Origin of the sequence: Paraburkholderia caledonica NBRC 102488 (assembly GCF_000685095.1) — a bacterium.
Classification (GTDB): domain Bacteria; phylum Pseudomonadota; class Gammaproteobacteria; order Burkholderiales; family Burkholderiaceae; genus Paraburkholderia; species Paraburkholderia caledonica.
On the sequence record NZ_BAYE01000002.1, the window covers coordinates 91,524 to 117,648 of the forward strand.

Below are 26,125 nucleotides of genomic sequence, written 5' to 3' on the forward strand. Positions count from 1 at the left end.
TAAAGTGTGACGCGTCCAGCCCCACATTCTCACGATGTCCGATCACAACCGCCCGCCTCTCGTTCGCGTGGAGCCGCTCGGCTGCAGCTTCGAAGCACCCGATACGCTGACGATTCTCGAAGCCGCCGGCTTTGCGAACCTGCGTCTGCCCCGCTCGTGCCGCAACGGTACTTGCCGCACATGTCTGTGCAAAATGACGGCCGGACGCGTGCGCTATACGATTGAATGGCCTGGACTGAGCCGTGACGAAAAACAGGAAGGCTACATCTTGCCGTGCGTTGCGATCGCCGAAACTGACGTAGTGATTGAAGCGCCGGAAGCGATAGAAGCCCCGCCATCACGCTAAACAGTGCGGCGAGAGGTCGCCGATGCGGGTGCGTCCGGTGTGCGCGCGTTCACTCTATCGCAGCAAAGCGCGGCACCTTCGCGCCCTCATGCTCCACATGCTCGAAGAACACCGATGCCGGGCGCGTCCAGATCGTGCCGTTGGCCGCCCTGTAGACGATCATCGTGACAGCCGGATCCGACTCCAGCGTCGCCTCGCATATCAACTCGTAAATACCGCCTTTGTAATGCCGGTAACGTGTGGTCTGCACCATTGAATAGTCCTTGTGAGGAAGCGGCAGATTCAGCCGCCCTCTTTCATCTGCTTCAGAATTTTATAGACGGTCGCGCGCCCCATCGTCAACACGGCGGCTACGTAATTCGCCGAACTGCGTCCGCGAAACGCGCCCTGCGCATGCAGCGCCTCGACGATTTCACGTTTATGCTCGCGCGTGAGCGCGTTGATGCCGATTTGCCGCTCGCGCAGCCACGTGTGCAGGTAAGTATTGATCCGGTCCTGCCAGTCGTCGCGAAAGAGGTCCTCGGCAGGAGCATCGGTCAGATTGCCACCGCGGATAAAGAGATCGAGCGTGGAGCGCACGTCCTCGAACACCGCAATATTGAAGTTGATGCACAGCATGCCGGCAGGCTTGCCGTTGTCGTCGAACAGAATGTTGCTCACGCAACGCATGCGCCGGCCGTCCCAATTGAGCTTCTCGTAAGGGCCGATGGTGCGGCCGCGCGCCGCATAGTGCACTTCGTCCAGCACCGAGGGGCCGCCTACTTCCAGCTTCGACAGATTGTTCACGAGGTAGGCGATGGTCTGATCCCGCAAGTCGTGAATCACAACCTCCGCGCACGGGTAGAAAAGCGCCGCGATGCCGTCGGCGATGGGAGCGTAACGCTCGAGCAGCAGGTCTTTCACAGGAGACACGGTTGTCTGGCGCATTGAAAATGGCAGCGGTCGAGGGCGCTGTGTTGAAGGCGAATGATCGAAAATCGGGCAGTTCCAGCGATGTGCGGCCCGCCCGGCAACTCGCCATTGTAGCCACCCGCATGGCCGGCGGAGCGCGGCGAATTTTGTCCTCGTGGCAAGCGCTATTTTTTCGTGCGATAAAAGGCGATCTACTTCACGGAGCAGCAGATGGCAACGCTCGAAGCATTTCGCGCCGTGCTCGACGACAAGAGAACGCCGGAAATCATTCGCAACCACATCATCGATTCGCTGCAATACGCGCTGCGCAATCACGGACAGATTTTTACGTCGAAGGAAGTCGAATGGCTCGCCGCGTGGGACGACGCGCGCATTCCGCTCGCGGCGTCCCGCGAATTACAGAAACGCATTGCCGAAACCTCCGGCTAACTGGCTTTCCGGTCTTTCCCGGCCTTTTCCGCTCTTTCGAGCTTTCTGACGTCCCGCCGGATGCCCGCCGACCGGGCGGTCGGTTCGTGCGGGGAACTTTTTGCTATCCAATTAGCCCTATTTAGTGCATCATATTGGAATAGTCGTATTCCGCATTTGCAGCACTGGCAGTCTCAACCCGGCATTTTTCGCGGCATCTCCGCAACATCCCCGACTGTTCGGCCGCCGCCCGCCGGCGATCCCGTCACTCCGGCAATGCGCCGCCTGCATTAGCCGTCGCGAGTTGTGCAGCTGTGTTGTTCAACGGGTTTCCGCTTCCCGCCCGCTGTCCGCGCGACATCAGCGTGTTTTTTCTCCATCGAATCCGCGACTTTGCGCGGCGCGCTCAAGCCCTTCCCATTGGGCCTGTGCCAACCTTTTTCCATGGCGGCGCGCCTCAAGGTGCTGCGCTGCCCGGCCAGTGGTGCCGCGCGTAACACGCGTGACACACCGGCCACGTAATACAGGATACTTATATGCTTATGAACTCAGCAGTCAAGACGTACAAGGGTTATGAGATTCACCCGCTCGTCTATCCGCGCCGTCCGACAGACGGTCAGACGAGCCGCAACCCGGACGCAGGCTACGACGCGTCGGTGCGCATCTGCCGTGTCGGCGCCAATGCGGCGGCCGAGGGCCGGGTGTTCCGCCTGCAGTATCTGTTTCCGTTCGACGGCACGGGCAAGGCGCGCATTGCGTGCATGGCTCACGCCGAACAACTGATCGACGGCCGCGTGGATGGCCAGTCGGTCGCCGATCTTTGAGCGGCACGAGCCGCGGCAACACGCGCGGCACTAGTATCGGCGCATAAATCGGCGCATAAGCCGGTGCCGCAGGCAGCGGGCCTGAACCCGCTGGCAACCGTATCAGATGCAGCGCCGCCACAAGGCGTCGCGCAACCCATATCCCATCGACCAGGAGTTATGCATGGCGAAAGAAGAACTGCTTGAACTTGACGGTATCGTCGACGAAGTACTTCCGGACAGTCGTTACCGCGTGACGCTCGACAACGGCGTCGTAGTTGGCGCTTACGCGTCCGGACGCATGCGCAAGAACCATATTCGTATTCTCGCGGGCGACCGCGTGACGCTGGAACTGTCGGTCTACGACCTGACCAAAGGACGGATCAACTTCCGTCACAAAGACGAGCGCGCAGGCGGTGGCGGCGCTGCCCGTAGCAACTCGCAATTCCGTCGCCGTTAAGGCGAACGGCACGCGGCCCCATTCGGGCTAGCTGGCGTGCCACTGCAGCAACGTTGTTCGCGAAGCCTTTCGCGCGCCTTCTCCGGTTCGGCTCCAGTCAAATCTGAGCGGCGCGCAGCGGCGGCGCTTTATCTCAGCAGTTCGTCGCGACGATCGTTGCGATGTCAATCGCGCTTCATGCGCTCTCGCCGTTCGGCTGTACTCACATGATCGCTCTTTCTCGCGCCGCTTCGGTGCATGGGTCGTGCACGCCCTTTCATGGTGCATGACTTCAGTCATCAAGCTTGCGTTGAGTCCCCGAGTGCCCGCAGACAAAGGCTTAGCGGTTATTGGCATAGACTTTGCTTCAACAATGGTCAGTCGTCGATTGCCACTACTCCATGCTGCGTGTTCTCCTCGTCACCGATACCGACAAGCCAATAGGCGACCTGCGTGACGCGCTCGCCCGCCTCGGCTACGAGATGCTCGCCAGCACCGCGACGCCGCACGCGTTGCATAGTGTGGTTCAGAGCGAGCGGCCGGACGTCATCATCATCGATACCGACTCGCCTTCGCGCGATACGCTCGAACAGCTCGCGGTGATGAACGCGACCGCGCCGCGCCCGGTCCTGATGTTCAGTCACGACGCCAACCAGCAGTTGATCCGCGACGCCGTCGGCGCGGGCGTGACCGCCTATCTCGTCGAAGGGCTCGAAACCGAAAGGCTTGCGCCGATTCTCGAAGTCGCGCTTGCGCGGTTCGCGCAGGAATCGCAGCTGCGCGAACGCCTTGCGCAAGTCGAGAACGAACTTGCGGAGCGCAAGCTGATCGACCGCGCCAAACGCCTGCTGATGGATCAGCAGAAAATCACCGAGCACGCCGCCTACGCCACGCTGCGCAAACGCGCGATGAATCAGGGCGTCAAGCTCGCCGAGGTCGCGCGCGCGGTCGTCGCGTCGGCTGAATCGCTCAAGTGAAGCACGTCCATGAACACTCCCAGTCACCTCGCATCGTCAGCATTAGCGCCGTTGGAGAAGACCCACTTGCGGCTTGGCTTCGTGGCGCTCGCCGATGCCGCGCCGCTCGTCGCCGCGAAGCTGCTTGAATTCGGTCACGCGCACGGTCTCACGCTCGAACTGTCGCGCCAGCCTTCGTGGGCTGCCGTGCGCGACAAGCTGCTATCCGGCGATCTCGACGCGGCGCACACGCTTTATGGCCTCGTCTACGGGGTGCAACTCGGGCTGGGCGGTCCGCAAACCAACATGGCTGTGTTGATGGTACTCAACCGCAACGGCCAGGCGGTCACACTGTCGAGCCGTCTCGCGGATGCACTCGCCGAACATGGCAACTTGCCCAAGGCGCTCGCTACACTCGGGCGCAAGCCGGTATTCGCGCAGACGTTTCCGACCGGTACGCACGCGATGTGGCTGTACTACTGGCTCGCTGCGCAAGGTGTGCACCCGTTGCGCGACATCGAAAGCGTGGTGATTCCGCCGCCGCAAATGGTCGCAGCGCTCGCGGAAGACAAGCTCGACGGCCTGTGTGTCGGCGAGCCGTGGAACGCGATGGCCGAAGCGGAAGGCGTCGGCAGAACGGTCGCGTATACGAGCGAGGTGTGGCCCGACCACCCAGAGAAAGTGCTCGCGTGCCGGCGCGATTTTGTGAGCGCGTATCCGAATACGGCGCGCGCGCTCGTACAGACGATGCTCGAAGCGTGCCGCTGGCTCGACGGCCCCGGTCATCGCACTGAAATCGCGCGCTGGCTTGCCCGGCCGGACTATATCGGCATCGACGAGGCCCTGATCGCCGCGCGCTTCGGCGACAGGATTCCGGCCTCCGTGCCGCGCGGTTTGCCGATGCGCTTCTTCGACAACGGAGAGGTGAACTACCCACACGCATTCGAAGGCGCGTGGTTCCTGACGCAGTTCGAGCGCTGGGGCATGATCGACGCACGCAGCGATTACACGCAGATCGCAGAGAGCATCAACCAGACGCAGCTTTATCGCGAAGCCGCCGCGAAGGTGAAGGTGGCGGTGCCCGCGCAAGAGAACGCGCGAACGTTCATGGACGGCAAGGTGTGGGACAGCGCGACGCCGTCCGCTGGTTTTGCTCGTGCATTCGAGGTTCGACGATAAGCTTGCATGTGCCGGGCTCGGACTTCGCTCCGGGGCAAGGTGAAGGCGATAGACGCGGATGCTCAGGTCGGAGTCATCAAACAATGCGCGAGGCGCACCAGCGGTGTATCGCACCGCGCCCTGCGCACCTCGCCCTTCGCCCGAACGCCGCGCCCCAGGAGCGCAGCCCCGCGCTCAGAAATTAAACTTGTCGATATTGCTCGCATCGAACGTTGTCGGCGGTCCGAGAATGATCTCGCCTTGCGGACCGATGGTGCGCTTGCCGAGCTTACCTGCATCGAACGATTCGCCCTCCTTACCGTTGATCGTTCCCGACGCGAGCGCTGCCGCCGCGTAGCCGGCGAGATAGCCTAACTCGTTCGGATCCCACAACTGGAATGCCTTGACCGTGCCGTTTTTCACGAACGCGCGCATCTGATTCGGCGTACCGAGACCCGTTACCGCGACCTTGCCCTTGCTCGACGACGACGAGATGTAACGCGCCGCCGCCGCAATGCCGACCGTGGTGGGCGCGACAATAGCCTTCAGGTTCGGATATGCCTGCAGCAAACCCTGCGTTTCGACAAACGACTTCTGATCGTCGTCGTTGCCGTAAGCGATCTTTACCAGTTTGATCTTCGAGTACTCAGGCTTTTTCAACTCCTCCTGCATCCACTTGATCCACGTGTTCTGATTAGTCGCGTTCGGCGTCGCGGACAGCACCGCGAATTCGCCCTCGCCGCCCATCAGTTTCGACACGAGTTGAATCTGACCACGGCCGATGCCTTCCGCGTTCGCCTGATTCACGAACAGTTGACGACCCTCGGGTGCCGTGTCCGAATCGAAGGTGACGACCTTGATGCCTTGCGACATCGCCTTCTTCAGATACGGCACGACCGCGTTGGCGTCGTTGGCGGCAATCACGATTGCATCCTGACGCTGGGTGATCAGCGTGTTGATGTACTGCACCTGCGACGACGCCCCGGCATCCGACGGCCCCACCACCTTGCCCACGCCTCCGAATTCCTTGATTGCGGCGAGGCCGCCGTCGTCGGCAATCACTTCGTATGGGTTGTTGATCTGCTTCGGCACGAATGCGATCTTCAGGCCGTTTTTCAGGCCCGCAGCGGGCGCCGCGCAACTGATCGCGAGCAACGCAACGCAGAGCGCCGCCGCGCCGGTGTGACGTAGTGGTTTGAACATGAAGTGTCTCCTGCCGTGTAGTTGGACGTTGTACTGTCCGGGTTTGATGATGACGTTATTGAGAAGAAGCGGACCTCGCGATGAAGCGCCGGTCACGCGCCGCGCGCCAGCGCGCAACCAGGTTGGGTATCAGCACCGATGCAAGCAGCAATACGCCGGTGACGATGGTGAGCGTCTCGCTCGAAACGTCGTCGAGCGTCAATGCGTTCTTGAGCACACCGATAATCAGCAGCGACAGCAGCACGCCGATCATCGAGCCTCGCCCACCGAAAATGCTCACCCCGCCGAACAGCACCGCTGCGATCACCGACAACTCGAAGCCCTCGCCGTTGTCGCCTCGCGCGCTGGTGAAACGCAGCGTGTAGACCACGCCCGCGAGCGCGCTCATCAGACCGGACAGCACGAACAGGCGCAACCTGATCTTCGTGACTTCGATGCCGGAGAACGCGGCGGCAGTTGGATTGGCGCCGATTGCGTAAAGGCTGCGGCCAAACGCGGTGGATTGCAGCAATACGGTGAACAGCACTGCGCCGACAATCACGATCGCAAACGGCAACGGGATAAATGTCCCGCCGAGCGTATCCATGCCGAACGCCGTATAGGCCGGGGGAAAATCGGCGACGGCCTGGTCGCCGAGAAGCACGTAGGCGAGCCCGCGAAAGAGCGCGAGCGTGCCGATGGTTACCGCGAGCGAAGGCAGGTTCAGCTTGACGATCACGAGCCCGTTCAGCAGGCCCGCCAAGGCGCCGGCAACCAGTACGAGCGCGATCACTACGGGCATCGGCAAGCCTGTGTGCCACAGCACACCCATCAATGCACTGGAGGCACCGAGTACCGAAGCCACCGACAGATCGATTTCAGCGGCAACGATAATCAACGTCATCGGCAGTGCCATCAACGCGATCTCGGTCAGATCCGCCAGCACGTTGCTGAGGTTCGCACCGGTCAGAAAGACCGGCGACAGCACTCGCCCGAGCGCGATCGACAGAATCAGCACGATCACGAGCAATACTTCCCATTGCAGCGGCGTTTCGCGTTTGCGCGTGAGCAGCGCGGAATCGGGTTTAGCCATGATCGCGTTTCCTCATCATGCGTTTGGCGACGGAGCGGGCGAGCAACGTATCGGCGGTAATGGCCGCGACGATCAGCGCGCCTTCGATCGCCTGTTCCCAGAAAGGAGAGACGTGCAGCACGACTAGCGCAATGCTGATCACGCCCAGCACGAGCGCGCCGAGCGTCGCGCCGAGTATCGTGCCGACGCCGCCCGTGATCGCGACGCTGCCGACCACGGCAGCCGCGACGACCTGTAGTTCGATGCCCTTTGCGGTGCTGGCGTCGACGGTGCCGAAACGCGCAAGCCACAGTGCGCCCGCGAAACCCGCAATCGCACCGGACAGCAGAAAACCCGCCATGACCCGCCGTTCGACGTTGACGCCCGCGAGACGCGCCGCCTCGGGATTCGAGCCGATCGCGTAATGCTCACGGCCGCCGCGAAACTGCTTCAGGTAAATAGCGAGAGCAAGCAGCACGACGAGCGCGATGAGCGCAAGCGTCGGTATGCCGAAGAAGGTGCCGGTCGCAAGCCGCGAAAAGGTATCGGGCAGACTGGTGGCGTTGATCTGTCCGCCGTGCACCCACGCATAATCTGCACCTCGAAATATATAGAGTGTGGACAGCGTCGCAACGAGCGAAGGCACGCGCCCCACCGCCACGAGCAGCGCGTTGATGCCGCCCGCCACGAGACCGATGCCGAGCCCCGCCGCGAGCGCGAGGACCACCGGCATCTGCGGAAACGCGACGTACAGGCTGCCCACTGCATAGGCGCTGATGCCGACCGTCGAGCCCACCGACAGATCGATATGACGCATGAGGATAACCACCGTCATGCCCGCGGTCAGCAGGCTGATGATCGACACATTGAGCAACACGTCGCGCAGATTCTGCAGATTCAGGAACTGCGGCCTCGCGAGAGCGGTGCCCACGATCAATAGAATCAGCACGACGAAAAGCGTCGTTTCGCGGCTCTTTGCGAGGTTCGCTGCGAAGCCGCCCGCTGTGGCCGGCGGGCGCTTCGAAGGCGGCGGCGCCTGGACCGGCGCGGGATGAGTCGAAGAATGGCGCATCATGCCGCGTTCCCTAACGGTGGAATCGGTTGTCCCAGCGCCGCGGCCATGATGCGTTCTTCGTCGGCCCCGGCACGTGCAATGTCCGCACTGATACGCCCCTCGTGCATGACCAGTACCCGGTCGGCCATGCCCAGTACCTCCGGCAATTCGCTCGAAATCATCAGCACTGCCATGCCGTCGCGCACCAGCTCGGCAAGCGCGCTATATACCTCCGCTTTCGCGCCGACGTCTATACCGCGAGTGGGTTCGTCGATGATCAAAACTTTCGGGTTGGTGGCGAGCCACTTGCCCAGCACGACTTTCTGCTGATTGCCGCCCGACAGCGTGCCGACCGGCGCGTTGGAATCGCCCGCTTTCAGCCGTAGACGCGTGCCCCAGTGGTTCGCGAGTTGCGTCTCGCTGCGCGTCGTGATGAGACCGTGTCTGACGAGACGGCCGAGCACTGTCATCGACGCGTTGCGCGCAATGCTCAACTCCAGCGCGAGCCCTTGCTGCCGGCGGTCTTCCGGTACGAGCGCGAGTCCTGCGCGCACGGCGGCAGCAGGACTGCCAGCCGCGAGCGGTTTGCCGCCTATCTGGATGTGGCCGTCGTCGAGCGGGTCGATGCCGAAAATCGCACGCGCGACTTCGCTGCGACCCGCGCCGACCAGCCCCGCCAGCGCCACGATTTCGCCTGCCCGCACGTCGAAAGAAATGTCCTTGAAAACGCCCACGCGCGTGAGCCCTCGCACCGACAGACGCACTTCGCCAGGCGGCCTCTCCGCTTTCGGATAGAACGTCTCCAGATCGCGGCCGACCATTTTTGACACGATGGCGTCGGTGTTCAGATCGGCGGTCATACCGTCGAACACCTTCGCGCCGTCGCGCATGATGGTGACGCGTTGCGTCAGCGCGAAGACTTCGTCGAGACGGTGCGTGATGAAGAGTATCGCCACGTCGCGCTCGCGCAGCTTGCGCACGATTGCAAAAAGACGTTCCACTTCCGTCAGCGACAAGGCCGCTGTCGGTTCGTCCATGATCAGTACATTGGCGTTCAGCGACAACGCCTTTGCGATTTCGATGACTTGCTGATCTGCAATGGACAAGCCGCGCACCAGTTGATCCGCGCGCAGATCCACGCCGAGCGAGGCGAGCAGTCCGTCTACCTCACGGCGCATCGCGTCGTATTGAATGCGCCCGAACCGGTCGACCGGTTGCCGTCCCATGAAAATGTTTTCGGCGATCGAGAGGTCGAAGAACAGTGTCGGTTCCTGATAGATCACCGCGAGCCCGGCATCGCGCGCTTGAGCAGGCGTGGCGAAACGGCGCGACACGCCGTCCACCAGAAGTTCGCCGCTATCCGGCTGATGCACGCCTGCAAGGATCTTCACGAGAGTCGACTTACCCGCGCCGTTCTCGCCGAGCAGCGCATGCACTTCACCCGGCCACAGCGAGAGATCGCCGTCCGATAGCGCGCGGACCCGGCCGAACGATTTGCTCGCATGCCGCAATTCGAGCCTCGGCACAGCGGATATAGGTTGCTGCACTGCGTGTCTCCCTCTTTTACGTTACGGCGTGCGCGGCCTGCTTGTGTCCACGCGACCCGCTTCAGATGCGATAGAAACGCTCGGCGTTACCGCAAAAGAGCGCCTCTTTCTCTGCAGCGCTCGCACCTTCGACAATCGTTGCATACGCATGCCACAAACCCGCGTAGGAGCCGAACAAACGATCGACGGGAAAGTTCGACGCGAACATTGCGCGCTCGACTCCGAACGTGTCGATCGTTTCGAGCACGTAGGGCCGCAAGCTTTCCACAGTCCACTGATGATCGAACATCGCAAGTCCGCTGATCTTCACGCAGACGTTCTCGCAATCCGCCAGCATGCGCATGCCGTCGCGCCATGCCCGATAGCCGGCGACGCTGTCGCGATCGACGAACATGCCTGCGTGGTTGACGGCGAAGCGCGTGTCGCGATGCGCGCGCGCCAACGCCGCGGCCTCTTCCATTTGCGACGGATAAAGTTGGAGGTCGAACGACATGTCGTAACGGCGCAGCAACGCAAAGTTCTCACGCCATTGCGGCTCGCGCATGAAATGGCGGCCCACATAGTCGAACAGCCTGTTCTCGTGCACGTTGAGAATCTGCCGGACGCCACGCGTATTGGCGAACGACGCATGCGCTTCGAGCAACGCGGGCGCATCCGCTGAAGACAGATCCAGCGCGGCGACAATCGCGTTCGGCATGCCGCGCGATTCTTGACGATCCGCAATGCCTTGCAGCCAGCGCGTTTCCTCGACGGGGTCGGCGGGATCGTGATTCGCTTCCACATGCACGACTTTCTTCACATCGATATCCCCGGCTTCGCCGAGCAGATCGGCGAGCAGATAGTCGTGCTTCAGGTCGCGCGCATCGCCAACAAACGACACGCCAGGATTTTCCAGCCACAGATAGCGATGCGTCTTCAGGTCCCACAAGTGAATATGCGAATCGACAACCTGCATGCGATGCCTCCGTCGTTTCAAGCGTGGAATTCAGCGCGAACGTCAGCCCGAATGTCGGCCCGAACTTCAGCCGAGCGAACTCAGACGAAACACCTGCTCGAGCGGTTGCTGATGCGGCGTGTGGTCCGGCGCTGTATGCATGATGTCGGCCATGTAATCCCACCATTTGCGCATGACTTCGAGTTCAGAGAGCGCGTCCATCGTGTGATGCGTGGTTCGCGTGAGCACGGCGAATAGATGATCGGTGCCTGGATCGAAGAAAATCCGGTACTCGCGCACGCCCGCGTTGTGCAACGCGTCAACGAGTTCTGGCCAGATCTGGGCGTGACGGCGCTCGTACTCCTCGCGCATGCCGGGGTTGAGCACCATCCGGAAAGCGATTGTCTCCATTGCGGCTGTCTCGTCGTTATTGGCGCCTTCGCGGCGAAGCGCCTGCAAAGACTATAATTCGTGCGTCGATAGCATCTCAATCCGTAGTTGGGATTGGGCGATCCACAAACCGAATCGCACGGCAACCATGAGCCCACTCTCAGCAACCGTCGCACTCGTCAATCGGCTCAAGTTCAAGCACCTCGCGCTGCTCGTCGCGCTCGACGACGCGCGCAACCTCCACCAGGCTGCCGAAGCGGTGAACGTTGCACAGCCGAGCGCCAGCCGCATGTTGGGCGATATCGAAGAAGCGTTCGGCTTTCTGCTGTTCGAGCGCAACGCGCGCGGCATGACGCCCACGCCGCTTGGCGTCGTCACGTTGGCCTACGCACGGCGTGCGCTCGCCGAACTCACGCGTTTCGCCGAAGACCTGGAAGTCAAACGGCGCGGCGGACATGGACAGTTGACCGTTGGCGCGATCATGGGCGCGGCGCCCGACCTGATGGCAATGGCCGTCGCCGCGTTGAAAACCGAAAGCCCGTTGCTGAACGTCCGCATTCTCGGCGAAACCAGCGACCAGGTCGTGCAATTGCTGCATCGCCGCGAAGTCGACCTTGCGCTTGGACGACTGACGAGTCCGTTGCAACACAACGATTTCAGTTTCGAGCCGCTCGCGCGCGAGACCTTGCTGCTCGTCGTGCGCTCGGTGCATCCACTTGCGAGCCGCGCGCGCATGACGTTGCGCGAACTGATCGACTGGCCTTGGGTTGCGCAGCCGGTGAGCAGTCCGGCGCGCGTGCTGTTCGAGGAAGAACTCGCGCGCGCGGGACTTGCCACGCCGGTCAATCTCACCGAATGCGCGTCGATCTTCGCCACACTGCAGTTGCTGGAAAATTACGATGCGGTGGCAATGCTGCCCGAGTCGGTAGTGCGCGATCATTTGCGCGGCAAGCTGCTCGTCGCGCTGCCGCTCGAGATCGGCAAGAGCCTTGCGGGCTTCGGCATTCTCACGCGCAAGGAAGAAACGCTCGCCGAACCCGCGCTGCGCTTCATCGAACTGCTGCGCGGCTTCTCGCGGCTTCTCGCACGCGAAGATACCGCTGCGTCCGCGCAAGCCGCTGTTGCTTCCGCTCCGGTCAGTTAATGTCAGCATCGCGCGTCATTGCAGATTGACGAACAGGCCGCCGTCCACCAATAACGCCGCGCCCGTCACATAACGCGCGCGGTCGGACGCGAGGAACACCACGCATTCGGCCACGTCTTCGGGACGGCCCAGCCGGCCCAGCGGAATGCGCTTTTCGAAGTAGGCCTTCTTCGCTTCGTCGGCGAGATCTTCGGCGTTCAAGTCTGTTGCGATCGTGCCGGGCATGACCGAATTGCAGCGGATGCCGTACGGTCCTAACGCAACCGCGCATGACTGCATCAGCGAATGAACGCCTGCTTTGGTCGGCGTGTAATGGGTCTGCATGCCGCCGCCCACCAGCGCGCTGATCGAACTGGTCGCCACAATCGCCCCGCCGGTGCCTTGCGCTTTCATCTGCTGCGCGGCCGCTTGCGTGATGTAGAACGCGCCGTTCAGATTGACCGCGACTGTGGACTCCAGCACCTCCGCCGGCATGTCCAGAAACGCATGGAACGGACAAATACCTGCGTTGCTCGCGAGCACGTCGACCTTGCCGAATGCTTCGACGGTCTGACGCACGAGTAGCTGACCCGTTTCGCGCGCGGCAACGTTGCCTTCCACTGCGATCACGCGCCGGCCGAGCGCTTCGATCTGCTCGACCACTTCCGCGACCGCGGAACGCCGTCCGTACGACGCGTCGTTATCGCCCCAGTAGTTGATTGCCACATCCGCGCCTTCCGTTGCGCACGCGACGGCAATCGCGCGGCCAATGCCGCGTGAGCCGCCGGTGACGATCACGACCTTGTCCTTGAGAAGCACGTCACTCTCCTTTGCTGGGTGATCCTGACTACGGCAGCCATTAACGCGGATATGGCCGCACCAGCGCACATTCCGGATTGAGCCTCACGCCAAAGCCCGGTGTGTCCGGCACCTTCATTCGTCCATTGACGGGCACGGGTTCGTCGAGCAGAAGCGGCGTGAACATGGGCACCACTTCGTCGGCCTTGGGAGCCATCATCAGGAACTCGGAGAAAGGCGAGTTATGACGCGTGACGACAAAATGGTAGCTATACACGGACGAACCATGCGGCACCACCATCACGTTATGAGCATCCGCAAGTGCCGATATCTTGATCAACTCGGTAATGCCGCCGCACCAGCCGACGTCCGGCTGGATCAGATCGCAGCATTGCATTTCGAGCAGCATGCGAAAGCCCCAACGCGTCGCCTCGTGTTCGCCCGTGGACACCATCATGCCGCGCGGCACGTTGCGGCGCAGTTCGGCGTAACCCCAGTAGTCGTCGGGCGACAGGCACTCTTCGATCCATTTGAGTCCGTACTCGTGCGCGGCTTGCGCAAGGCGCGTTGCATACGGCACGTCGAGACTCATCCAGCAGTCGTACATCAGCCAGAAGTCGTCGCCCACGCGACTGCGCATGTCCGCGAGCTTTTCGAGGTTGAGTTTGAGCCCGGCTTCCCCTTCGGCCGGGCTATGCTGCAACGGCAATTTTCCGCCGATAAAACCCATCTCCTTCGCAAGGTCGGGACGTGCGCCGGTCGCATAGAACACGAGTTCGTCGCGCACGGGACCGCCCAATAGCTGATACACAGGCTCCTTACGCACCTTCGCGAGCAGATCCCACAAGGCGAGATCGACGCCGGAGATCGTATTGAGAACCACGCCTTTGCGCCCGTAGTAAAGCGTGGCGTAGTACATCTGATCCCACATCTTCTCGATGTCGGTCACGAGCTGACCTTCAAGAAAACGCGCAAGGTGTTTCTCGACGATGAACGCGCCAATTTCGCCGCCCGTCGTCACTGCGAAGCCGACCGTGCCGTCGCTTGCTTCTATTTCGACCACGAGCGTGCCCAGCACATTGATGCCGAACGACTGGCGGCTCTGGCGATACTCGGGATAGCGCGCCATCGGCGTGGAGATGTGATCGTCGATCCAGTGTCCGCCGGGCTGATCGTGGTAGTCCGCGCCGCCGCCGCGGACGATGAAGGCACGCACGTGCCGGATGGTAGGCATGGCCATGAGAGAGGGGCTCCGTGATAGGCGTCGAACGTGTCGCCGGAAATGTGCCCTTAGCGGGCGCGGTGCAGCAAGTCGTGGGTTTTGCCGGGTGCCTGTGCGTGACCACGCAGCAGCGTGCCGATCAGCAGCGCGGCGATGAGACTCGACGCGCCCAGCACGACCAGTCCCGCAGATGTCGAGGAAAACGCGTGTTCCGCAGCCGTGCGCAAGCTGGGCGCAATAAAGCCGCCAAGGCTGCCCAGCGAGTTGATCAGCGCGATGCCGCCCGCGGCGGCCGCACCGGTGAGCAGGCGTGTCGGGAACGTCCAGAAGAGCGGTTGAGCCGCGATGAAGCCGCTCGCCGCGCAACACAACGCAACGAGCCCGATCGCGGGGTCATGAGCGAGGCCCGACACGCCGATGCCAAGACCCGCGACGACAAGCAATGCCGACGCCCAGAGGCGGTGTCCGCCCGTGCGATCCGCGCGGCGCGGCACGTACCAGGTCACCACGAGCGCGCACAGCCAGGGCAACGCCGCGACGAGGCCGACATGAAATCCCACCGTCGTGCCGAGCAGAGCCGCGACTTGTTGCGGCAGATAAAAGATCACGCCGTACACGCTCATTTGAATCAGCAGATAGATCAGCGAGAGCAGCAGCACGCGACGATCCACCAGTGCGGCGAGAAGGCGATGCGGCCCATGCACGGACGCCGCACGCGCGTCTTCGTCGAGAGCCGAGCGCAGGGTTGTGCGCTCCTGCTCGTTAAGCCAGCGGGCGTTTTCCGGACGATTGTCGAGATACCAGAACGCCCAGACGCCGACGAGCGTTGCCAGAATGCCTTCGACGAGAAAAAGCCACTGCCAGCCCGCGAGACCAAACGCGCCATTCAGTTCGAGCAGCAAGCCCGACAATGGACTGCCGAAAATAAACGCCAACGGTGCGCCGAAATAAAACATGCCGACGGCCCGGGCACGCGCACGCTGCGGAAACCAGTGCGTCAGGTAATAGATCACGCCGGGGAAAAAGCCTGCCTCCGCAACGCCCAGCAAGAAGCGCAGCGTGTAGAACGTGGTGGCGGTATGAGCGAGACACATTGCTGCCGATACGAGTCCCCATGTCACCATGATGCGGCACATCCACGCACGCGCGCCGACACGATGTAGCAGCAGATTACTTGGCACTTCGAACAATGCATAGCCAACAAAGAACACGCCCGCGCCGAATGCGAACGCCGCGTTCGAGAGCCCCGTGTCGTGTTGCAACGCTTTTTGCGCGAAGCCAATGTTCGCGCGGTCGAGAAACGCCAGCACGTACATCAGCAGCAGGAACGGCAACAGCCGGCGCATTACCTTGCTGTTGATCGCCTCGAGTGAAGCGCTCGGATGCGGGTCCATGTCGTCTCCTTCGCGCAACTCGCGTTAGCGGCTGCGCGGTTCTTGTATATCGTGCTGCTTGCGGCTCGTATATTCCGTGGCGCCGTATATCCACGCCACGCCCGCGCGAATGCTCAGTAAGTCGCGCGTCCGCCCGACAGGTCGAATACCGAGCCGGTGCTGAACGCGCAGTCTTCGGATGCGAGCCAAAGAATCAGCGACGCCGCTTCCTCGGGCAACAGGAAACGGTTCATCGGAATCTTCGAGAGCATGTAGTCGATGTGCTGCTGCGACATCGAATCGAAAATCTCGGTCTTGGCCGCAGCGGGCGTGACCGCGTTGACGAGAATGTTCTTCGTCGCAAGCTCTTTGCCGAGCGATTTCGTGAGGCCGATCAGCCCCGCCTTCGAAGCGCTGTAATGCGAGGCGTTCGGGTTGCCCTCCTTGCCCGCCACCGACGCGATGTTCACGATCCGTCCATAGCCCTGCTTCAGCATCTGCGGAACGACCGCGCGGCACGTGAGGTACGGGCCGATCAGATTTACGTCGATCACGCGGCGCCAGACGTCCGGCTCCAGTTCCCACGTGGTGCCGTTGCCGCCAGTAATGCCCGCACAGTTGACCAGTACGTCGATCGCGCCGTGATCGGCGAGGGTCCGTTCGACAGCTTGCGCCACCGCCGATTCCTGTGTGAGTTCGACGGTCACTGCCGTCACCTTGCCGAGTTCGCTGAGCTCGCGCTCACTGCGCGCGAGACGTTCGGCGTCGACGTCCCAAAGCGCGACCGACGCGCCCGATTGCAGCGCCCGTTGCGCTACCGCGTAGCCGATGCCGCGAGCGCCACCGGTAATGGCGACAACGCGTCCGTCCAGATCGATTCGATTCATTTGTGTCTCCTGTCGCACGGTTCACGCGCGCCCAAGTTGTTGTAGCCGTTAGCGTCCGTGTTGCGCTTCACGTCAATATACGAGCGACGCGATGCCTCGACAATCCGAGAATGGGAAAGGTCGATAACAAAAGCGGATCGGAGCGCGGCGTCGCAAAAGGCACCAATGCGAGAAGACTTCGGGGAACGGACTGCGAGAAGGGTTGCTGCAACTGCGATGCCTGGCCGCGACTAGCCTCGGTCCCGACCGTACATCAATAAGGCCACATTAGAGCGCTTCCTGGCAAAGCGCCATCATTCGCTGAACCATCGTGCTCGCTTCGTTCAGTTCCATTTCGCTAGTGAAGAGCGCCTGTACATTCGACAGTCGCACGGCAACGCCCGCGTCCCTCAGATCCCGGCTCGCGATCTTCAAAGCGAGTTGCCCGATGTTCACGCGCTCGAGCCAGTCCATGCTCATGTCGTTTTTCGCAAGCCACTGGCGGCAGCATTGGACGACGTGATCCACACGCCATTCCGCACTGAGTGCATAGGAGGCCGCTGCGATCGCTACGAGAAAGCACAGCAGTTCTGCGCGAGTGGCAGAGGGTTGTGTCGATTCCGTGTGTTTCATCCGCTTGTCTTTTGCGTGGGTGGCGTCGGGCTTTCGCCTGGCTTGCGGCTCGTGCTTCATTCATCAGCACTCGCCGGGCGTGTCAAATGTATAGATAGTCAGCAAACGAAATTGCGGGCGCGCGCCTGAAAATCAATACCGCGTCGACGCCCGCAGACCTGATTGCGTGACTAGTCTCCACACGCCGCACTGCACTCCGCGCAAGCTACCGCTTTCGGCGCGAGTTTGCCCGCGCCGCTTCGGCCGAAGCTCACGAGCGCCGCCAGGCCGAGCAACGCGAGGCCGCTGCCGAATAGAAAGTCGGTGGAAATGCCGACCTGATCGACCACGATACCGCCGACTAGCGAGCCCACCGCGATCGCCACCTGAATGATGCTCACAAAAAGCGCAGAGCCGGCTTCCGGCGAATCGGGCGTTGCCTGCTGAATCCAGATGCTGAAGCACAGCGGCAACGCGCCGAAAGAAACGCCCCATGCGAGCACGAGCGCGACGACGCCGATCGACGAATGCTGCAACATGGGCAGCAGGATGAGCGCGAACATCAGCAGCGAGATCATTGCGCCGAGCGAGATTTTCAGGTTGCGCGTGACCGTCGACGAAACCGCAAAGTTCGAGAAGAACCCGATGATGCCGAAGCCGAGCAACAGCCAGGTGACAGTCACCATCGAAAGATTCGCATTGCGCAGCAGGAACGGCGTGATGTACGTGTACGACGAGAAATGCGCGCCGAACACAAGACCGACCATCAACATGCTCCGGCGCGGATAGGGCCTGCGCAGCAGCGAGACCAGATCGTTCAGCCGCAATGCGGCGCTCGACGGCAACGACGGCACGAATAGGAACTGCGCGATGAGCGCCGCCGCGACGAGACCGCCCGTTGCCATAAACGACGCGCGCCACGACGCGAAGCTTGCAATGAAGGTTCCGAGCGGCACGCCGATCACCGTTGCACAGGTAACGCCGGTGAGAATGGTGGCCATTGCGCGGGCCGAATCTTTCGGCTGCACGAGACGCCCGGACGCCGCAGTCGCGAGTGTCCAGAAACCGCCCAGCGCGGCGCCGAGCAGTGCGCGGCCCACCAGCATCAAACCGAAGTTCGGCGCAAATGCGGAAATCAGATTTGACGCAAGCAATAAGGCCGTGAGTAACAGAAACACGAGCCGCCGATCCATTCGACCGGCGACCAGCATCAAGCCGGGCGCCGAGATCGCGGCGATAACGCCGGGCACCGTGACCATTAAACCGGCCGTACCGGCAGACACGCCGAGATCCGCGGCGATGCGCGGCAATAGGCCAACCGGCAAAAACTCCGTGGTGACGAACGCGAAGGCGCCGATCGCAACGGCCACGACTGCGAGCCACGAACGTAGCGACGACGATGGCGCATCGCCGGGCGCGACGGCGCTCGCCAGCAGATTATCTTCTCTTAACATAGTATTGTTTGCGAGTTATTAACAACGAATGGGATTGGAGCGACTGCACATTGCTAATCACCTTCGAAGATCGACTCGCAGGCTGTACGGCACGAGTAAAAAAGCAGGCCATATTGGCCTGCTCTGAAATTCGATCGACGAAGTGGTGGGTGCATGCTGGACGGAACACACCTTAACATCGTATTAAATCGTTCGCTGAGCCCTGCGAAAAATTGCAGTTGTTGGTGGGGTTATTCGAGCGATTCTGGCGTCGTTGTGCGCTCACCCTTCCTGCGACGGCGACGCACCGCAGCGTTGGGCATGGTGCTTGCTGAATGCGCGGACAGCATCCAGTGCACTCATCGCTCACTCAAAGGAATTCGAACATGGTTAGCACCCGCCCCTGCACCGCGACCTGCGTCATCGACGGCATGCCGGTCACCCTGACCTTTTATCCCGACAGCGGCATACTGCGGATCGCCGATCCGTCGGGTACATGTATCAAGGAGACGCGCTGGCATGCGTCGTGGCGTTCGCTGCTCGACGAATTCCGCCGCTTTGGCGAGCGGGCCGCGATGCAAGGGCCGGGAGTCGAGGCGATGGTGAGCCGCATCGTCGAAAGCGAAGACGCCAGCGCGCAACCCGCGCTGGCATGAACGGAAACGCGAGGCGGTGCGCCAGCTGAGAGCGCGCCACCTCGACGCATTGCGCGGATTACTGGCCGAAGTAAATCCTGCATTGCGGGCCGCCCGAACAGGGCATATTTTGCCGGGTTCCCGATTCTGATCGCCCTGCCGCCGTCCCGCCATAAGAGACATTCTGCACGGACTGCGAAGCCGTTCCCGCGGGTTCTATCAACGACATGTCGGTCGTTGCCTGTGCCGATTCGTTCGCGTGCTGCATCAGCCTGTGGCCGGACGTTGTGCCTGCGCCCGGCTGAGTTGGCGCGTCATCGGCGTTTGCGGCTCGCGGCGCGAGCATAAGAACGGCGCTTACCACCGCCATCAATAAACGAAGTTTCATGGTCCAGACTCCTTGAATCCGGCGCAGCAGTATCGTCCCTCCTCAATAATCGATCTGCGTAAAAACCTTCTGGCCGATGGAGGCCGACGCAAGTGCCAACAGCGACGCGGGCCCGCTGCGTCGACCCGTCGAATGCAACCGGCAACGGGTCGCCCGCGCCCTGGCCGGCACCGGATACGCGAGTACGATGCGGAATCAGGCGCCTCAGGCTGGAAAACACGGATTGTTCTCTCCGCTATTCTTTTATAGTTCGGCCGCCAAGGAATTCAAATTGGCGCACGGGACCCGTGAGCAATACTGGGGGCGGAGCGAACAACCTTCGCATGAGCGTTCAAATGCGACAAAATCAGTTAAAACGGTGCGTGCATTGCGCGCGCAGTGCGTTATGATGCTGTCATAACCACAAGAAAGGGCCGCGCGCGAAACGCCGTCGTAAGACAGTGCGTTGACGCGAGACCAGCCGCCCAAATCAGTGCATCGTCATCATCGTTGTTTCCAATTTCGATCAATAACCTCACCGCGGACCGGCGCCATTTAAATGGACTCGAAGCTCTCGCGGGTTTTCCTCGCAATCTGCATTTGACAGAACGCTGGACGCTTTAGAAGGACTAATATCTTATGGACGAAAGGAAGCGAGATAGCATGATTGCGTATCTCCGCCATCGCATGGAAGAGTTTGGCATCAAACCGGAAGACCTTGCCGCCCTGCTAGCATCCGAACCTGCCGCGCAAAAGAACGCCCGCTACCGCAGCGCGACAGGAGATAGCTGGGACGGCCAGGGAGAAATGCCCCAATGGCTCAAGCAGGCAATCAGCGCAGGCCAATCAATCGACCATTTTGAATTATCGGCTCCGCCCGCACCCGCGCCGCAGCCGAAAAAACGCGTCGACTGGAAAAACGATCCATTTGCAGGCAGTCCGCTCGCGCGCTCGAACGAGCACTGAGCGGCCGGCGCCGCGCTATCGCTAGACGTTACAGGTTGGGCAAACTGGCAGGAGCACGAGTGCGTGCACCGCGGGCCGACGTCGCTCGCGACAGCAGCGCATCTTGCGGCGCTTCAATAAAGGCGCTTAACTGACGCACGATTTGCCAGAACACCTTTTGAAACAGGCGAACGCGCTCTGACTCGGATATACCGTCGGCGAGCGGATCGGCGAAATGCCAGGCAGCGAATTCGGGGTCTCCCGGAAAGGCGGGCGCATGCGGAACCGCAACGCTCGCGTCGAGCGCGACCACAAGGTCCATGCGGGGCGCCCATTCGCCGGTGAATTCAAGCCAGCTTTTCGGGCATAGCACGCCGAGGTCCGACACGCCGGGCCGCAATTGCGCGACCGTCAATGGATGGACCCGCAAGGCCGGCTCCGGCCCTGCGCTGAATGCCTCAAACCGGTGCCCAGCCAGTTCCCGAAGCAAAGCTTCTGCCATGATGCTGCGTGCTGAATTCTCACGGCAGAGAAACAGCACTTTATATTTCCTCGTCACGCGTACCCCGTACTCTGTTTTTGTATCTTCTATGTGCGATTGTGCCCGCTGAGTCTTGCGCCCCCGTGACAGTACGATGTCTTTAATCCGCGCGCTACGGGAATTTGCCCCTGGAAACGCCCTGAAGTGGGCGAGCGAGGCCAGATACTCAGAACTTCAGCCCATTGAGGAACTGAAACCACAGCCCGCCCAAGCCTCCGGGCGGGTTCACTTCGCCTGCGGCTTCCTCGCGTTTGCCGTGGGCTGCGCGAGCGGCATGCGCGTCGCGATCGGCAGTTTCTTCCCTATGAGAGCCCGCCGTTGCCGGTTCAAATGACCTGTCGGCGCTCGCTTCGCCGGGCGCTGCCTGAGTAGCAGTTGCGTTCACTGCGGTCTCGCGCCGCGAAGCTTGCAACGCCGCCACGCTATCCGCGATCTGCGCGGCGCGCGCGGGATCGCATTCCCGCCCGAGCAGTACGCCGAACACGACATCGCGGTTATGGCCTTCGTCGGCGAAACGCATTGCAACTGCGACCATTCTGGCGTAAGCCGCCTCTTCTGCCGCACGTGCCGCCGCCTCGCGCTCCGCTTGTGCCTGTTGATGGCGCGAGCGCTGTCTCTCCCATTCCCGCATCTGCTCGGCGTAGACGGCGTCGTACACCTTGCGTTGCTGCGCGTCGGACAGAATCGCGTAGGCGTCGCTGATCTCCTGGAAGGTGGCGCGCGCAACTTCCTCGGAGCCCACGTTGCGGTCGGGATGCCACTTCATCGCGGCCTTGCGGTACGCGCGTTTGATTTCTTCGCCGGTGGCGTGCATGGGCACGCCGAGGGTGTCATAGAGGGTTGCCATTTGCCTGCTCGAGCTCGCCGGATAACGTGTCGCGAACCATCGTAGCACGCGATAAACGGCTGGACCGTGAACGCGCGGCGTCTGCATGTCGTGCAAACCGGCGCACAAAAAAAAGCCCCGCCACTAACGTGGCGAGGCCGAGTCCCATGTCAAGGAGTGTCATGGAGGAGACGCTTCGATCATAGCGGCCACCACTTGCGCTCCCAACCAATTGTTCGCCATATGCTTATCGGGCCCGGTCAAGTGCGGACAATCAGGCGCGATCGGCGCAAATCAACGCGGGCACAGCCACCCACGCCTCGCGGTTATATGGTTAGAACAAAAAGTCGCTTCGTGCGGGGCCTCGCGCTCATTAAGATGGTGCTTCAAAGTCCGGTTTAGCCGGGCCCGCCTCAGCGCGGACTCGCGCAAAAGCGCCGTGATCCGCTACAGAAGGAGCATTTCGTTGACCAGTTTCGACCAAAACCGCCGGCCGCTCGTTGTCGGCATTGGCGGCACGACGCGGGCCGCCTCGTCGACCGAGCGAGCGCTCGGCTTTGCGCTGCGCGGCGCTCAGGCGGCGGGTGCCACTACCCGGCTGTTCGGCGGCACGTTCCTGCATAGCCTGCCGCACTACGCGCCGGAACACAGCGAACGCACCGACGAACAACTCGAACTGATCGAAGCGGTGCGCCACGCCGACGCGCTGATCATCGCGACGCCGGGCTATCACGGCGGCGTGTCCGGCCTCGTCAAGAACGCGCTCGATACGCTGGAGGAACTACGCGCCGACGAGCGTCCGTATCTGGACGGCCGCGCGGTCGGCTGCATCGTGACCGCCTATGGCTGGCAAGCCGCGGGTTCTGTGCTGACTTCTCTGCGCTCGATCGTGCACGCGTTGCGCGGCTGGCCGACGCCATTCGGGGCCGGCATCAACACGCTCGAAACGCGCTTCGATAATGTCGACACCTGTTCCGACCCAAAGGTGGTCGATCAACTCGCTACTGTCGGCCAGCAAGCCGCGCAATTCGCGCTGGCCTTCAACCCGCATCGCACTGCCAGCCCGAATGCATCGGGCACCTCACAGCAGCACGCGCAACCCGCGCGTCTGCTGCACGCGGTTTAATCCCCTCGCCTACGACGCCCCCCGGCCGCATTCGCGGGCCGGGGCACTCGCGCTTGTACGAACCGTGCGCCACATAACAGACTAATAACGTTGCGCGCGGGATAGTGTGTCCGAACCCGGCAAACATGTCGTTACCCGGTCTTCTGACAAGCGTTCCGGACCTCCGCTAATTTGCTTTCGAAGAAAGATTGGTTCACGGGCCCTTCAGTGCGGCCTACGCTTGAGCCTGCCCGCCGACTCATCCGCCGCCTGATGCCTACGCAAACGCGTGGCGTCATATGCACCGGCTCCTTGCAACATAAGCGGGCATCTTCACTGCCACAACTATGAATTCACATATCCGCTACAAGGGCTACGAAGTTGCACCGGCCGTGCAACGTTTGCCCAATGGGCTGTTCGCCGCCAACCTGACCATCGAAAAAGCCAGCGCGAGCCACAGCCAGGCATATTGTTTCGACGCGCTCGATTATTTCTTCGACGAAGAACACGCGCTCGACTACGCGTTTCGCTGGGGACGCATGTGGGTCGATAATCAGCAGTGACCGTGCAGTGATCGCCCGGTGACCACGATCATCAGGCGCCGGCAGTGCAGCGCAGGCGCCGTATCCCGGGGCAATGTGACAGAATAGGCGACACATCGAGTTCGCTCTCTGTACGCTTGCCATGTCCGACACATTGATAGATGTAGCCGAAGACCACAGTCTGCGCCACTGGACGTTCACCGGCACCGCCCGCGTGAAGATCGGCTCGGAGGCGCACAAGCACATGTTCTGCCGCATGTTGCTCGAGACTCACGATCCTTATAAACCCGCCGTGATCGACTGGCCCGCGCTGTCGCCCGATGCGCTCGAGCGGCTGTGCTCGCTGCCCATCTGGGACATTGCGGTGCAGACCGAAGGCCGCGCGTCGATCAACGTTCACACTTACGCGGAGCGACTGAGCGACCCACTGCTTCGCGAAGCCATCACGATGGACGGCGACGAAGAGGCCCGTCACAAACGCGTGCTTGCAAAACTGATTGCGGCATACGGCATCGAGATCGCGCCCGAACCGCACTATCCGCCGCCGCGCGATCCCGAATGGGCATGGATGCGGACGGGCTACAGCGAGTGCATCGACAGCTTCTTCGCGTTCGGCCTGTTTCGCGCCGCGCAGCAGTCAGGCTATTTTCCCGAAGCGCTCGTCGAAACTTTCGAGCCCGTGATCCAGGAAGAAGCGCGCCACATTCTGTTCTTCGTCAACTGGGTCGCGTGGCATCGACATAATATGCCGCTGTGGCGCAGGCCGTGGCACGCGTTGCGTGTGGCCGCGATCTGGGCCGTGCTGATCTGGGAGCGCGTGGCGATCGCGAGAGGCATCGATGCGAACGGCGTCGCGCACGACTCGAACTTTCTGCCCGCCAACAGTAGTGTGATCGGCAAAGGGCTCGAAACGCCCGAACTCATCGAGCTATGCCTCGCGGAGAACGAGCGCCGCATGAGCGGCTACGACGTGCGGCTGCTGCGTCCGCGGCTCGTGCCCGCGCTCGCGCGATTCGCGTTGCGCTTCATCAAACGTTCGGCTCGAACAAACACTGCATGATAAGGAGCACGTCCATGGCATGGACCGTCGATGAACAGCTTGCGTTGAGTGCAACCGACGCAGTCGCCGCGATCCAGTCGGGCAGGCTCAAGGCAACAGATTACGTCGCGACGCTTCTCGCGCGAGCAGCGGCGCTCGGCACGCTCAACGCGCTGACCGTGATCGATCTCGACGGCGCGCTCGCCGCCGGCCGGCGCATCGACGCGCTGCCCGCGTCGGCGAGAGCGCAACTGCCGCTTGCCGGACTGCCGATCGTCGTCAAGGACAACATCAATACCGCGGGACTGCAGACCTCCGCAGGCACGCCTGCTCTGGAAGGTTTTGTCCCGGGCACCAACGCGCGTTCGGCGCAACGTCTCATCGACGCCGGGGCGATCATTCTCGGCAAGGCCAACATGCACGAGCTCGCGTTCGGCATCACGAGTACCAACCTCGCGACGCATGCCCGGCCGGTGCGCAATCCGTACGATCCCAAGCTGATTCCCGGAGGCTCGTCGGGCGGCACGGCGGTGGCAATCGCTGCACGCATCGCGCCCGCGGGCCTCGGCACCGACACCGGCGGCTCGACACGCATCCCCGCCGCGTTGACCGGTACCGCGGGCTTTCGTCCGTCGGTTGGCAATGGCGGCGCCGAGCGGCGCTATCACGACCCCGACGCCGTGGTGCCGATCAGCCATACCCGCGACACCGTCGGACCGATGGCGCGCAGCGTGGCCGATATCGCGCTGCTCGACGGCGTGATTACCGGCGAGGGTCCGTTGCCCACCGTCGCGCTGAACGGCTTGCGCATCGGCTTGCCGGCGCCGCTGTGGGAAGGTCTCGCGCAGCAGGTCGAGGACGTGGCGCGCGCCGCGTTGAAACGGCTCGAAGCAGCGGGCGTCGTTTTCGTGCCGGTGGCGATGAGCGAACTGAACGACCTGAACGGCATGGTCGGCGGCCCGATCGCTATTCACGAAGCGCGCGGCGATGTGAACGCCTGGCTCGTCGCCAACCAGGCGCCGGTGCAGACCGTCAGCGAACTGGCGGCTCGCATCGCGAGCCCCGATGTCCGTGCGATTTACGACGCGGTGATCGCGGGCTCGCTCGACGCGCACTACGAGGCGGCGCTGAATCACTGGCGGCCATTGCTGCAGGCCTATATCGCCGCGACTTTCGCCGATGAACGTCTCGATGCGCTGCTGTTTCCCACCACACGGCTCACTGCGGTGCCAATCGACGAGATCAACGGTTCATCGACCGTCTCCATCGATGGCGCGCCGCCCATCGATACGATGGAAGCGTTCCTGCGCAATACCGATCCGGCCAGCACGTCGGGCATTCCCGGACTGTCCTTGCCCGCGGGAATGAGCGCGCACGGTTTGCCGGTCGGTCTCGAACTGGATGGGCCGCTTGGCAGTGACAGGCGTCTGCTCGCAATCGGCGTGGCATTCGAACAGTTATTGGGCCCATTGCCACCGCCCGTGCTTTAAGCAAGAT

The 26,125-nt window shown here is 62.1% G+C and carries 30 protein-coding genes; 13 read left to right on the plus strand and 17 right to left on the minus strand.

Annotated elements, in window-relative coordinates; translation table 11 throughout:
• Positions 1 to 34 precede the first annotated feature (34 nt).
• A complete protein-coding gene (locus BCA01S_RS04230; RefSeq protein WP_027775841.1) occupies positions 35 to 346 on the plus strand; it encodes a 2Fe-2S iron-sulfur cluster-binding protein in 312 nt (103 codons plus the stop codon).
• A gap of 49 nt (positions 347 to 395) precedes the next feature.
• On the opposite strand, the gene BCA01S_RS04235 is transcribed toward BCA01S_RS04230, so the two are convergent.
• Together BCA01S_RS04235 and BCA01S_RS04240 are read right to left on the minus strand one after the other, a co-directional pair.
• Positions 396 to 599: a DUF1653 domain-containing protein gene (locus BCA01S_RS04235; RefSeq protein WP_027775842.1), complete on the minus strand. Its 204-nt coding sequence runs from the start codon at positions 597 to 599 to the stop codon at positions 396 to 398.
• Positions 600 to 628: 29 nt separating this feature from the next.
• Positions 629 to 1,273: a helix-turn-helix transcriptional regulator gene (locus tag BCA01S_RS04240; protein WP_020066237.1), complete on the minus strand. Its 645-nt coding sequence runs from the start codon at positions 1,271 to 1,273 to the stop codon at positions 629 to 631.
• A 195-nt stretch (positions 1,274 to 1,468) separates the two neighbouring features.
• On the opposite strand from BCA01S_RS04240, the gene BCA01S_RS04245 reads away from it, so the two are divergent.
• The 5 genes from BCA01S_RS04245 (at position 1,469) to BCA01S_RS04265 (ending at position 5,043) form a co-directional block, all read left to right on the plus strand.
• Positions 1,469 to 1,687: a hypothetical protein gene (locus BCA01S_RS04245; RefSeq protein ID WP_020066239.1), complete on the plus strand. Its 219-nt coding sequence runs from the start codon at positions 1,469 to 1,471 to the stop codon at positions 1,685 to 1,687.
• A 521-nt stretch (positions 1,688 to 2,208) separates the two neighbouring features.
• Positions 2,209 to 2,490 (plus strand): hypothetical protein, encoded by a 282-nt coding sequence (locus tag BCA01S_RS04250; RefSeq protein ID WP_027775843.1) that lies wholly within the window; start codon positions 2,209 to 2,211, stop codon positions 2,488 to 2,490.
• 163 nt (positions 2,491 to 2,653) lie between these two features.
• Positions 2,654 to 2,929: a translation initiation factor IF-1 gene (gene infA, locus BCA01S_RS04255; protein WP_013343004.1), complete on the plus strand. Its 276-nt coding sequence runs from the start codon at positions 2,654 to 2,656 to the stop codon at positions 2,927 to 2,929.
• Between the two features lie 380 nt (positions 2,930 to 3,309).
• Positions 3,310 to 3,885, plus strand: coding sequence for an ANTAR domain-containing response regulator (locus tag BCA01S_RS04260; protein ID WP_027775844.1), 576 nt, complete (start codon positions 3,310 to 3,312; stop codon positions 3,883 to 3,885).
• 9 nt (positions 3,886 to 3,894) lie between these two features.
• A complete protein-coding gene (locus BCA01S_RS04265; RefSeq protein ID WP_027775845.1) occupies positions 3,895 to 5,043 on the plus strand; it encodes a CmpA/NrtA family ABC transporter substrate-binding protein in 1,149 nt (382 codons plus the stop codon).
• A gap of 174 nt (positions 5,044 to 5,217) precedes the next feature.
• Here the strand turns inward: BCA01S_RS04265 and rhaS are convergent, their stop codons facing one another.
• The 6 genes from rhaS to rhaM form a co-directional block, all read right to left on the minus strand.
• A complete protein-coding gene (gene rhaS, locus BCA01S_RS04270) occupies positions 5,218 to 6,225 on the minus strand; it encodes a rhamnose ABC transporter substrate-binding protein (RefSeq protein WP_027775846.1) in 1,008 nt (335 codons plus the stop codon).
• A gap of 55 nt (positions 6,226 to 6,280) precedes the next feature.
• On the minus strand, positions 6,281 to 7,297 hold the full coding sequence (locus BCA01S_RS04275; protein WP_027775847.1) for an ABC transporter permease: 1,017 nt from the start codon (positions 7,295 to 7,297) through the stop codon (positions 6,281 to 6,283).
• Entirely contained in the window at positions 7,290 to 8,351 is a 1,062-nt protein-coding gene (locus tag BCA01S_RS04280; RefSeq protein WP_027775848.1) for an ABC transporter permease, read from the minus strand. Before BCA01S_RS04280 ends, BCA01S_RS04275 begins: the two co-directional genes overlap by 8 nt.
• Positions 8,348 to 9,877 carry a sugar ABC transporter ATP-binding protein gene (locus BCA01S_RS04285; protein WP_027775849.1) on the minus strand — a complete coding sequence of 510 codons (1,530 nt, stop codon included), beginning with the start codon at positions 9,875 to 9,877 and terminating at the stop codon, positions 8,348 to 8,350. The genes BCA01S_RS04280 and BCA01S_RS04285 overlap by 4 nt, the downstream gene beginning before the upstream one ends.
• A 61-nt stretch (positions 9,878 to 9,938) precedes the next feature.
• Positions 9,939 to 10,832 carry an amidohydrolase family protein gene (locus BCA01S_RS04290; RefSeq protein WP_027775850.1) on the minus strand — a complete coding sequence of 298 codons (894 nt, stop codon included), beginning with the start codon at positions 10,830 to 10,832 and terminating at the stop codon, positions 9,939 to 9,941.
• A 66-nt stretch (positions 10,833 to 10,898) separates the two neighbouring features.
• Entirely contained in the window at positions 10,899 to 11,222 is a 324-nt protein-coding gene (gene rhaM / locus BCA01S_RS04295; protein WP_027775851.1) for an L-rhamnose mutarotase, read from the minus strand.
• Between the two features lie 127 nt (positions 11,223 to 11,349).
• Between rhaM and BCA01S_RS04300 the strand changes: the two genes are divergently transcribed.
• Positions 11,350 to 12,345, plus strand: coding sequence for a LysR family transcriptional regulator (locus BCA01S_RS04300; protein WP_027775852.1), 996 nt, complete (start codon positions 11,350 to 11,352; stop codon positions 12,343 to 12,345).
• 15 nt (positions 12,346 to 12,360) lie between these two features.
• On the opposite strand, the gene lra1 is transcribed toward BCA01S_RS04300, so the two are convergent.
• The 6 genes from lra1 to BCA01S_RS04330 form a co-directional block, all read right to left on the minus strand.
• The gene (lra1, locus tag BCA01S_RS04305; RefSeq protein WP_027775853.1) at positions 12,361 to 13,143 is read right to left on the minus strand and encodes an L-rhamnose 1-dehydrogenase Lra1; all 783 of its coding nucleotides are present in this window, start codon (positions 13,141 to 13,143) and stop codon (positions 12,361 to 12,363) included.
• Positions 13,144 to 13,183: 40 nt separating this feature from the next.
• A complete protein-coding gene (gene rhmD / locus BCA01S_RS04310) occupies positions 13,184 to 14,362 on the minus strand; it encodes an L-rhamnonate dehydratase (RefSeq protein WP_027775854.1) in 1,179 nt (392 codons plus the stop codon).
• A gap of 50 nt (positions 14,363 to 14,412) precedes the next feature.
• Entirely contained in the window at positions 14,413 to 15,738 is a 1,326-nt protein-coding gene (locus BCA01S_RS04315) for an MFS transporter (RefSeq protein ID WP_027775855.1), read from the minus strand.
• 113 nt (positions 15,739 to 15,851) lie between these two features.
• Positions 15,852 to 16,604, minus strand: a complete 753-nt coding sequence (locus BCA01S_RS04320) for an SDR family NAD(P)-dependent oxidoreductase (protein ID WP_027775856.1) — start codon at positions 16,602 to 16,604, stop codon at positions 15,852 to 15,854.
• A gap of 267 nt (positions 16,605 to 16,871) precedes the next feature.
• Complete coding sequence (locus BCA01S_RS04325) at positions 16,872 to 17,216, minus strand: hypothetical protein (RefSeq protein ID WP_027775857.1); 345 nt, start codon at positions 17,214 to 17,216, stop codon at positions 16,872 to 16,874.
• 170 nt (positions 17,217 to 17,386) lie between these two features.
• Positions 17,387 to 18,649, minus strand: a complete 1,263-nt coding sequence (locus BCA01S_RS04330; protein ID WP_027775858.1) for an MFS transporter — start codon at positions 18,647 to 18,649, stop codon at positions 17,387 to 17,389.
• A 365-nt stretch (positions 18,650 to 19,014) separates the two neighbouring features.
• Between BCA01S_RS04330 and BCA01S_RS04335 the strand changes: the two genes are divergently transcribed.
• Positions 19,015 to 19,284: a hypothetical protein gene (locus tag BCA01S_RS04335; RefSeq protein ID WP_027775859.1), complete on the plus strand. Its 270-nt coding sequence runs from the start codon at positions 19,015 to 19,017 to the stop codon at positions 19,282 to 19,284.
• Between the two features lie 58 nt (positions 19,285 to 19,342).
• Here the strand turns inward: BCA01S_RS04335 and BCA01S_RS38905 are convergent, their stop codons facing one another.
• Positions 19,343 to 19,651 (minus strand): hypothetical protein, encoded by a 309-nt coding sequence (locus tag BCA01S_RS38905; protein WP_027775860.1) that lies wholly within the window; start codon positions 19,649 to 19,651, stop codon positions 19,343 to 19,345.
• Positions 19,652 to 20,269: 618 nt separating this feature from the next.
• Here BCA01S_RS38905 and BCA01S_RS04345 point away from each other — a divergent pair.
• The gene (locus BCA01S_RS04345) at positions 20,270 to 20,596 is read left to right on the plus strand and encodes an H-NS histone family protein (RefSeq protein ID WP_027775861.1); all 327 of its coding nucleotides are present in this window, start codon (positions 20,270 to 20,272) and stop codon (positions 20,594 to 20,596) included.
• A gap of 28 nt (positions 20,597 to 20,624) precedes the next feature.
• Here the strand turns inward: BCA01S_RS04345 and BCA01S_RS04350 are convergent, their stop codons facing one another.
• Together BCA01S_RS04350 and BCA01S_RS04355 are read right to left on the minus strand one after the other, a co-directional pair.
• A complete protein-coding gene (locus tag BCA01S_RS04350) occupies positions 20,625 to 21,077 on the minus strand; it encodes a low molecular weight phosphatase family protein (RefSeq protein WP_052369431.1) in 453 nt (150 codons plus the stop codon).
• Between the two features lie 205 nt (positions 21,078 to 21,282).
• Entirely contained in the window at positions 21,283 to 21,963 is a 681-nt protein-coding gene (locus tag BCA01S_RS04355; protein ID WP_027775863.1) for a J domain-containing protein, read from the minus strand.
• 445 nt (positions 21,964 to 22,408) lie between these two features.
• On the opposite strand from BCA01S_RS04355, the gene BCA01S_RS04360 reads away from it, so the two are divergent.
• The 4 genes from BCA01S_RS04360 to iaaH all read left to right on the plus strand — a co-directional run bounded on the left by BCA01S_RS04360 (position 22,409) and on the right by iaaH (position 26,118).
• Positions 22,409 to 23,068, plus strand: coding sequence for an NADPH-dependent FMN reductase (locus BCA01S_RS04360; RefSeq protein WP_027775864.1), 660 nt, complete (start codon positions 22,409 to 22,411; stop codon positions 23,066 to 23,068).
• A gap of 326 nt (positions 23,069 to 23,394) precedes the next feature.
• Positions 23,395 to 23,610 carry a hypothetical protein gene (locus BCA01S_RS04365; RefSeq protein ID WP_027775865.1) on the plus strand — a complete coding sequence of 72 codons (216 nt, stop codon included), beginning with the start codon at positions 23,395 to 23,397 and terminating at the stop codon, positions 23,608 to 23,610.
• Between the two features lie 121 nt (positions 23,611 to 23,731).
• Positions 23,732 to 24,649 carry a hypothetical protein gene (locus tag BCA01S_RS04370; protein WP_027775866.1) on the plus strand — a complete coding sequence of 306 codons (918 nt, stop codon included), beginning with the start codon at positions 23,732 to 23,734 and terminating at the stop codon, positions 24,647 to 24,649.
• 14 nt (positions 24,650 to 24,663) lie between these two features.
• The gene (gene iaaH, locus BCA01S_RS04375; protein ID WP_027775867.1) at positions 24,664 to 26,118 is read left to right on the plus strand and encodes an indoleacetamide hydrolase; all 1,455 of its coding nucleotides are present in this window, start codon (positions 24,664 to 24,666) and stop codon (positions 26,116 to 26,118) included.
• Positions 26,119 to 26,125: the final 7 nt, after the last annotated feature.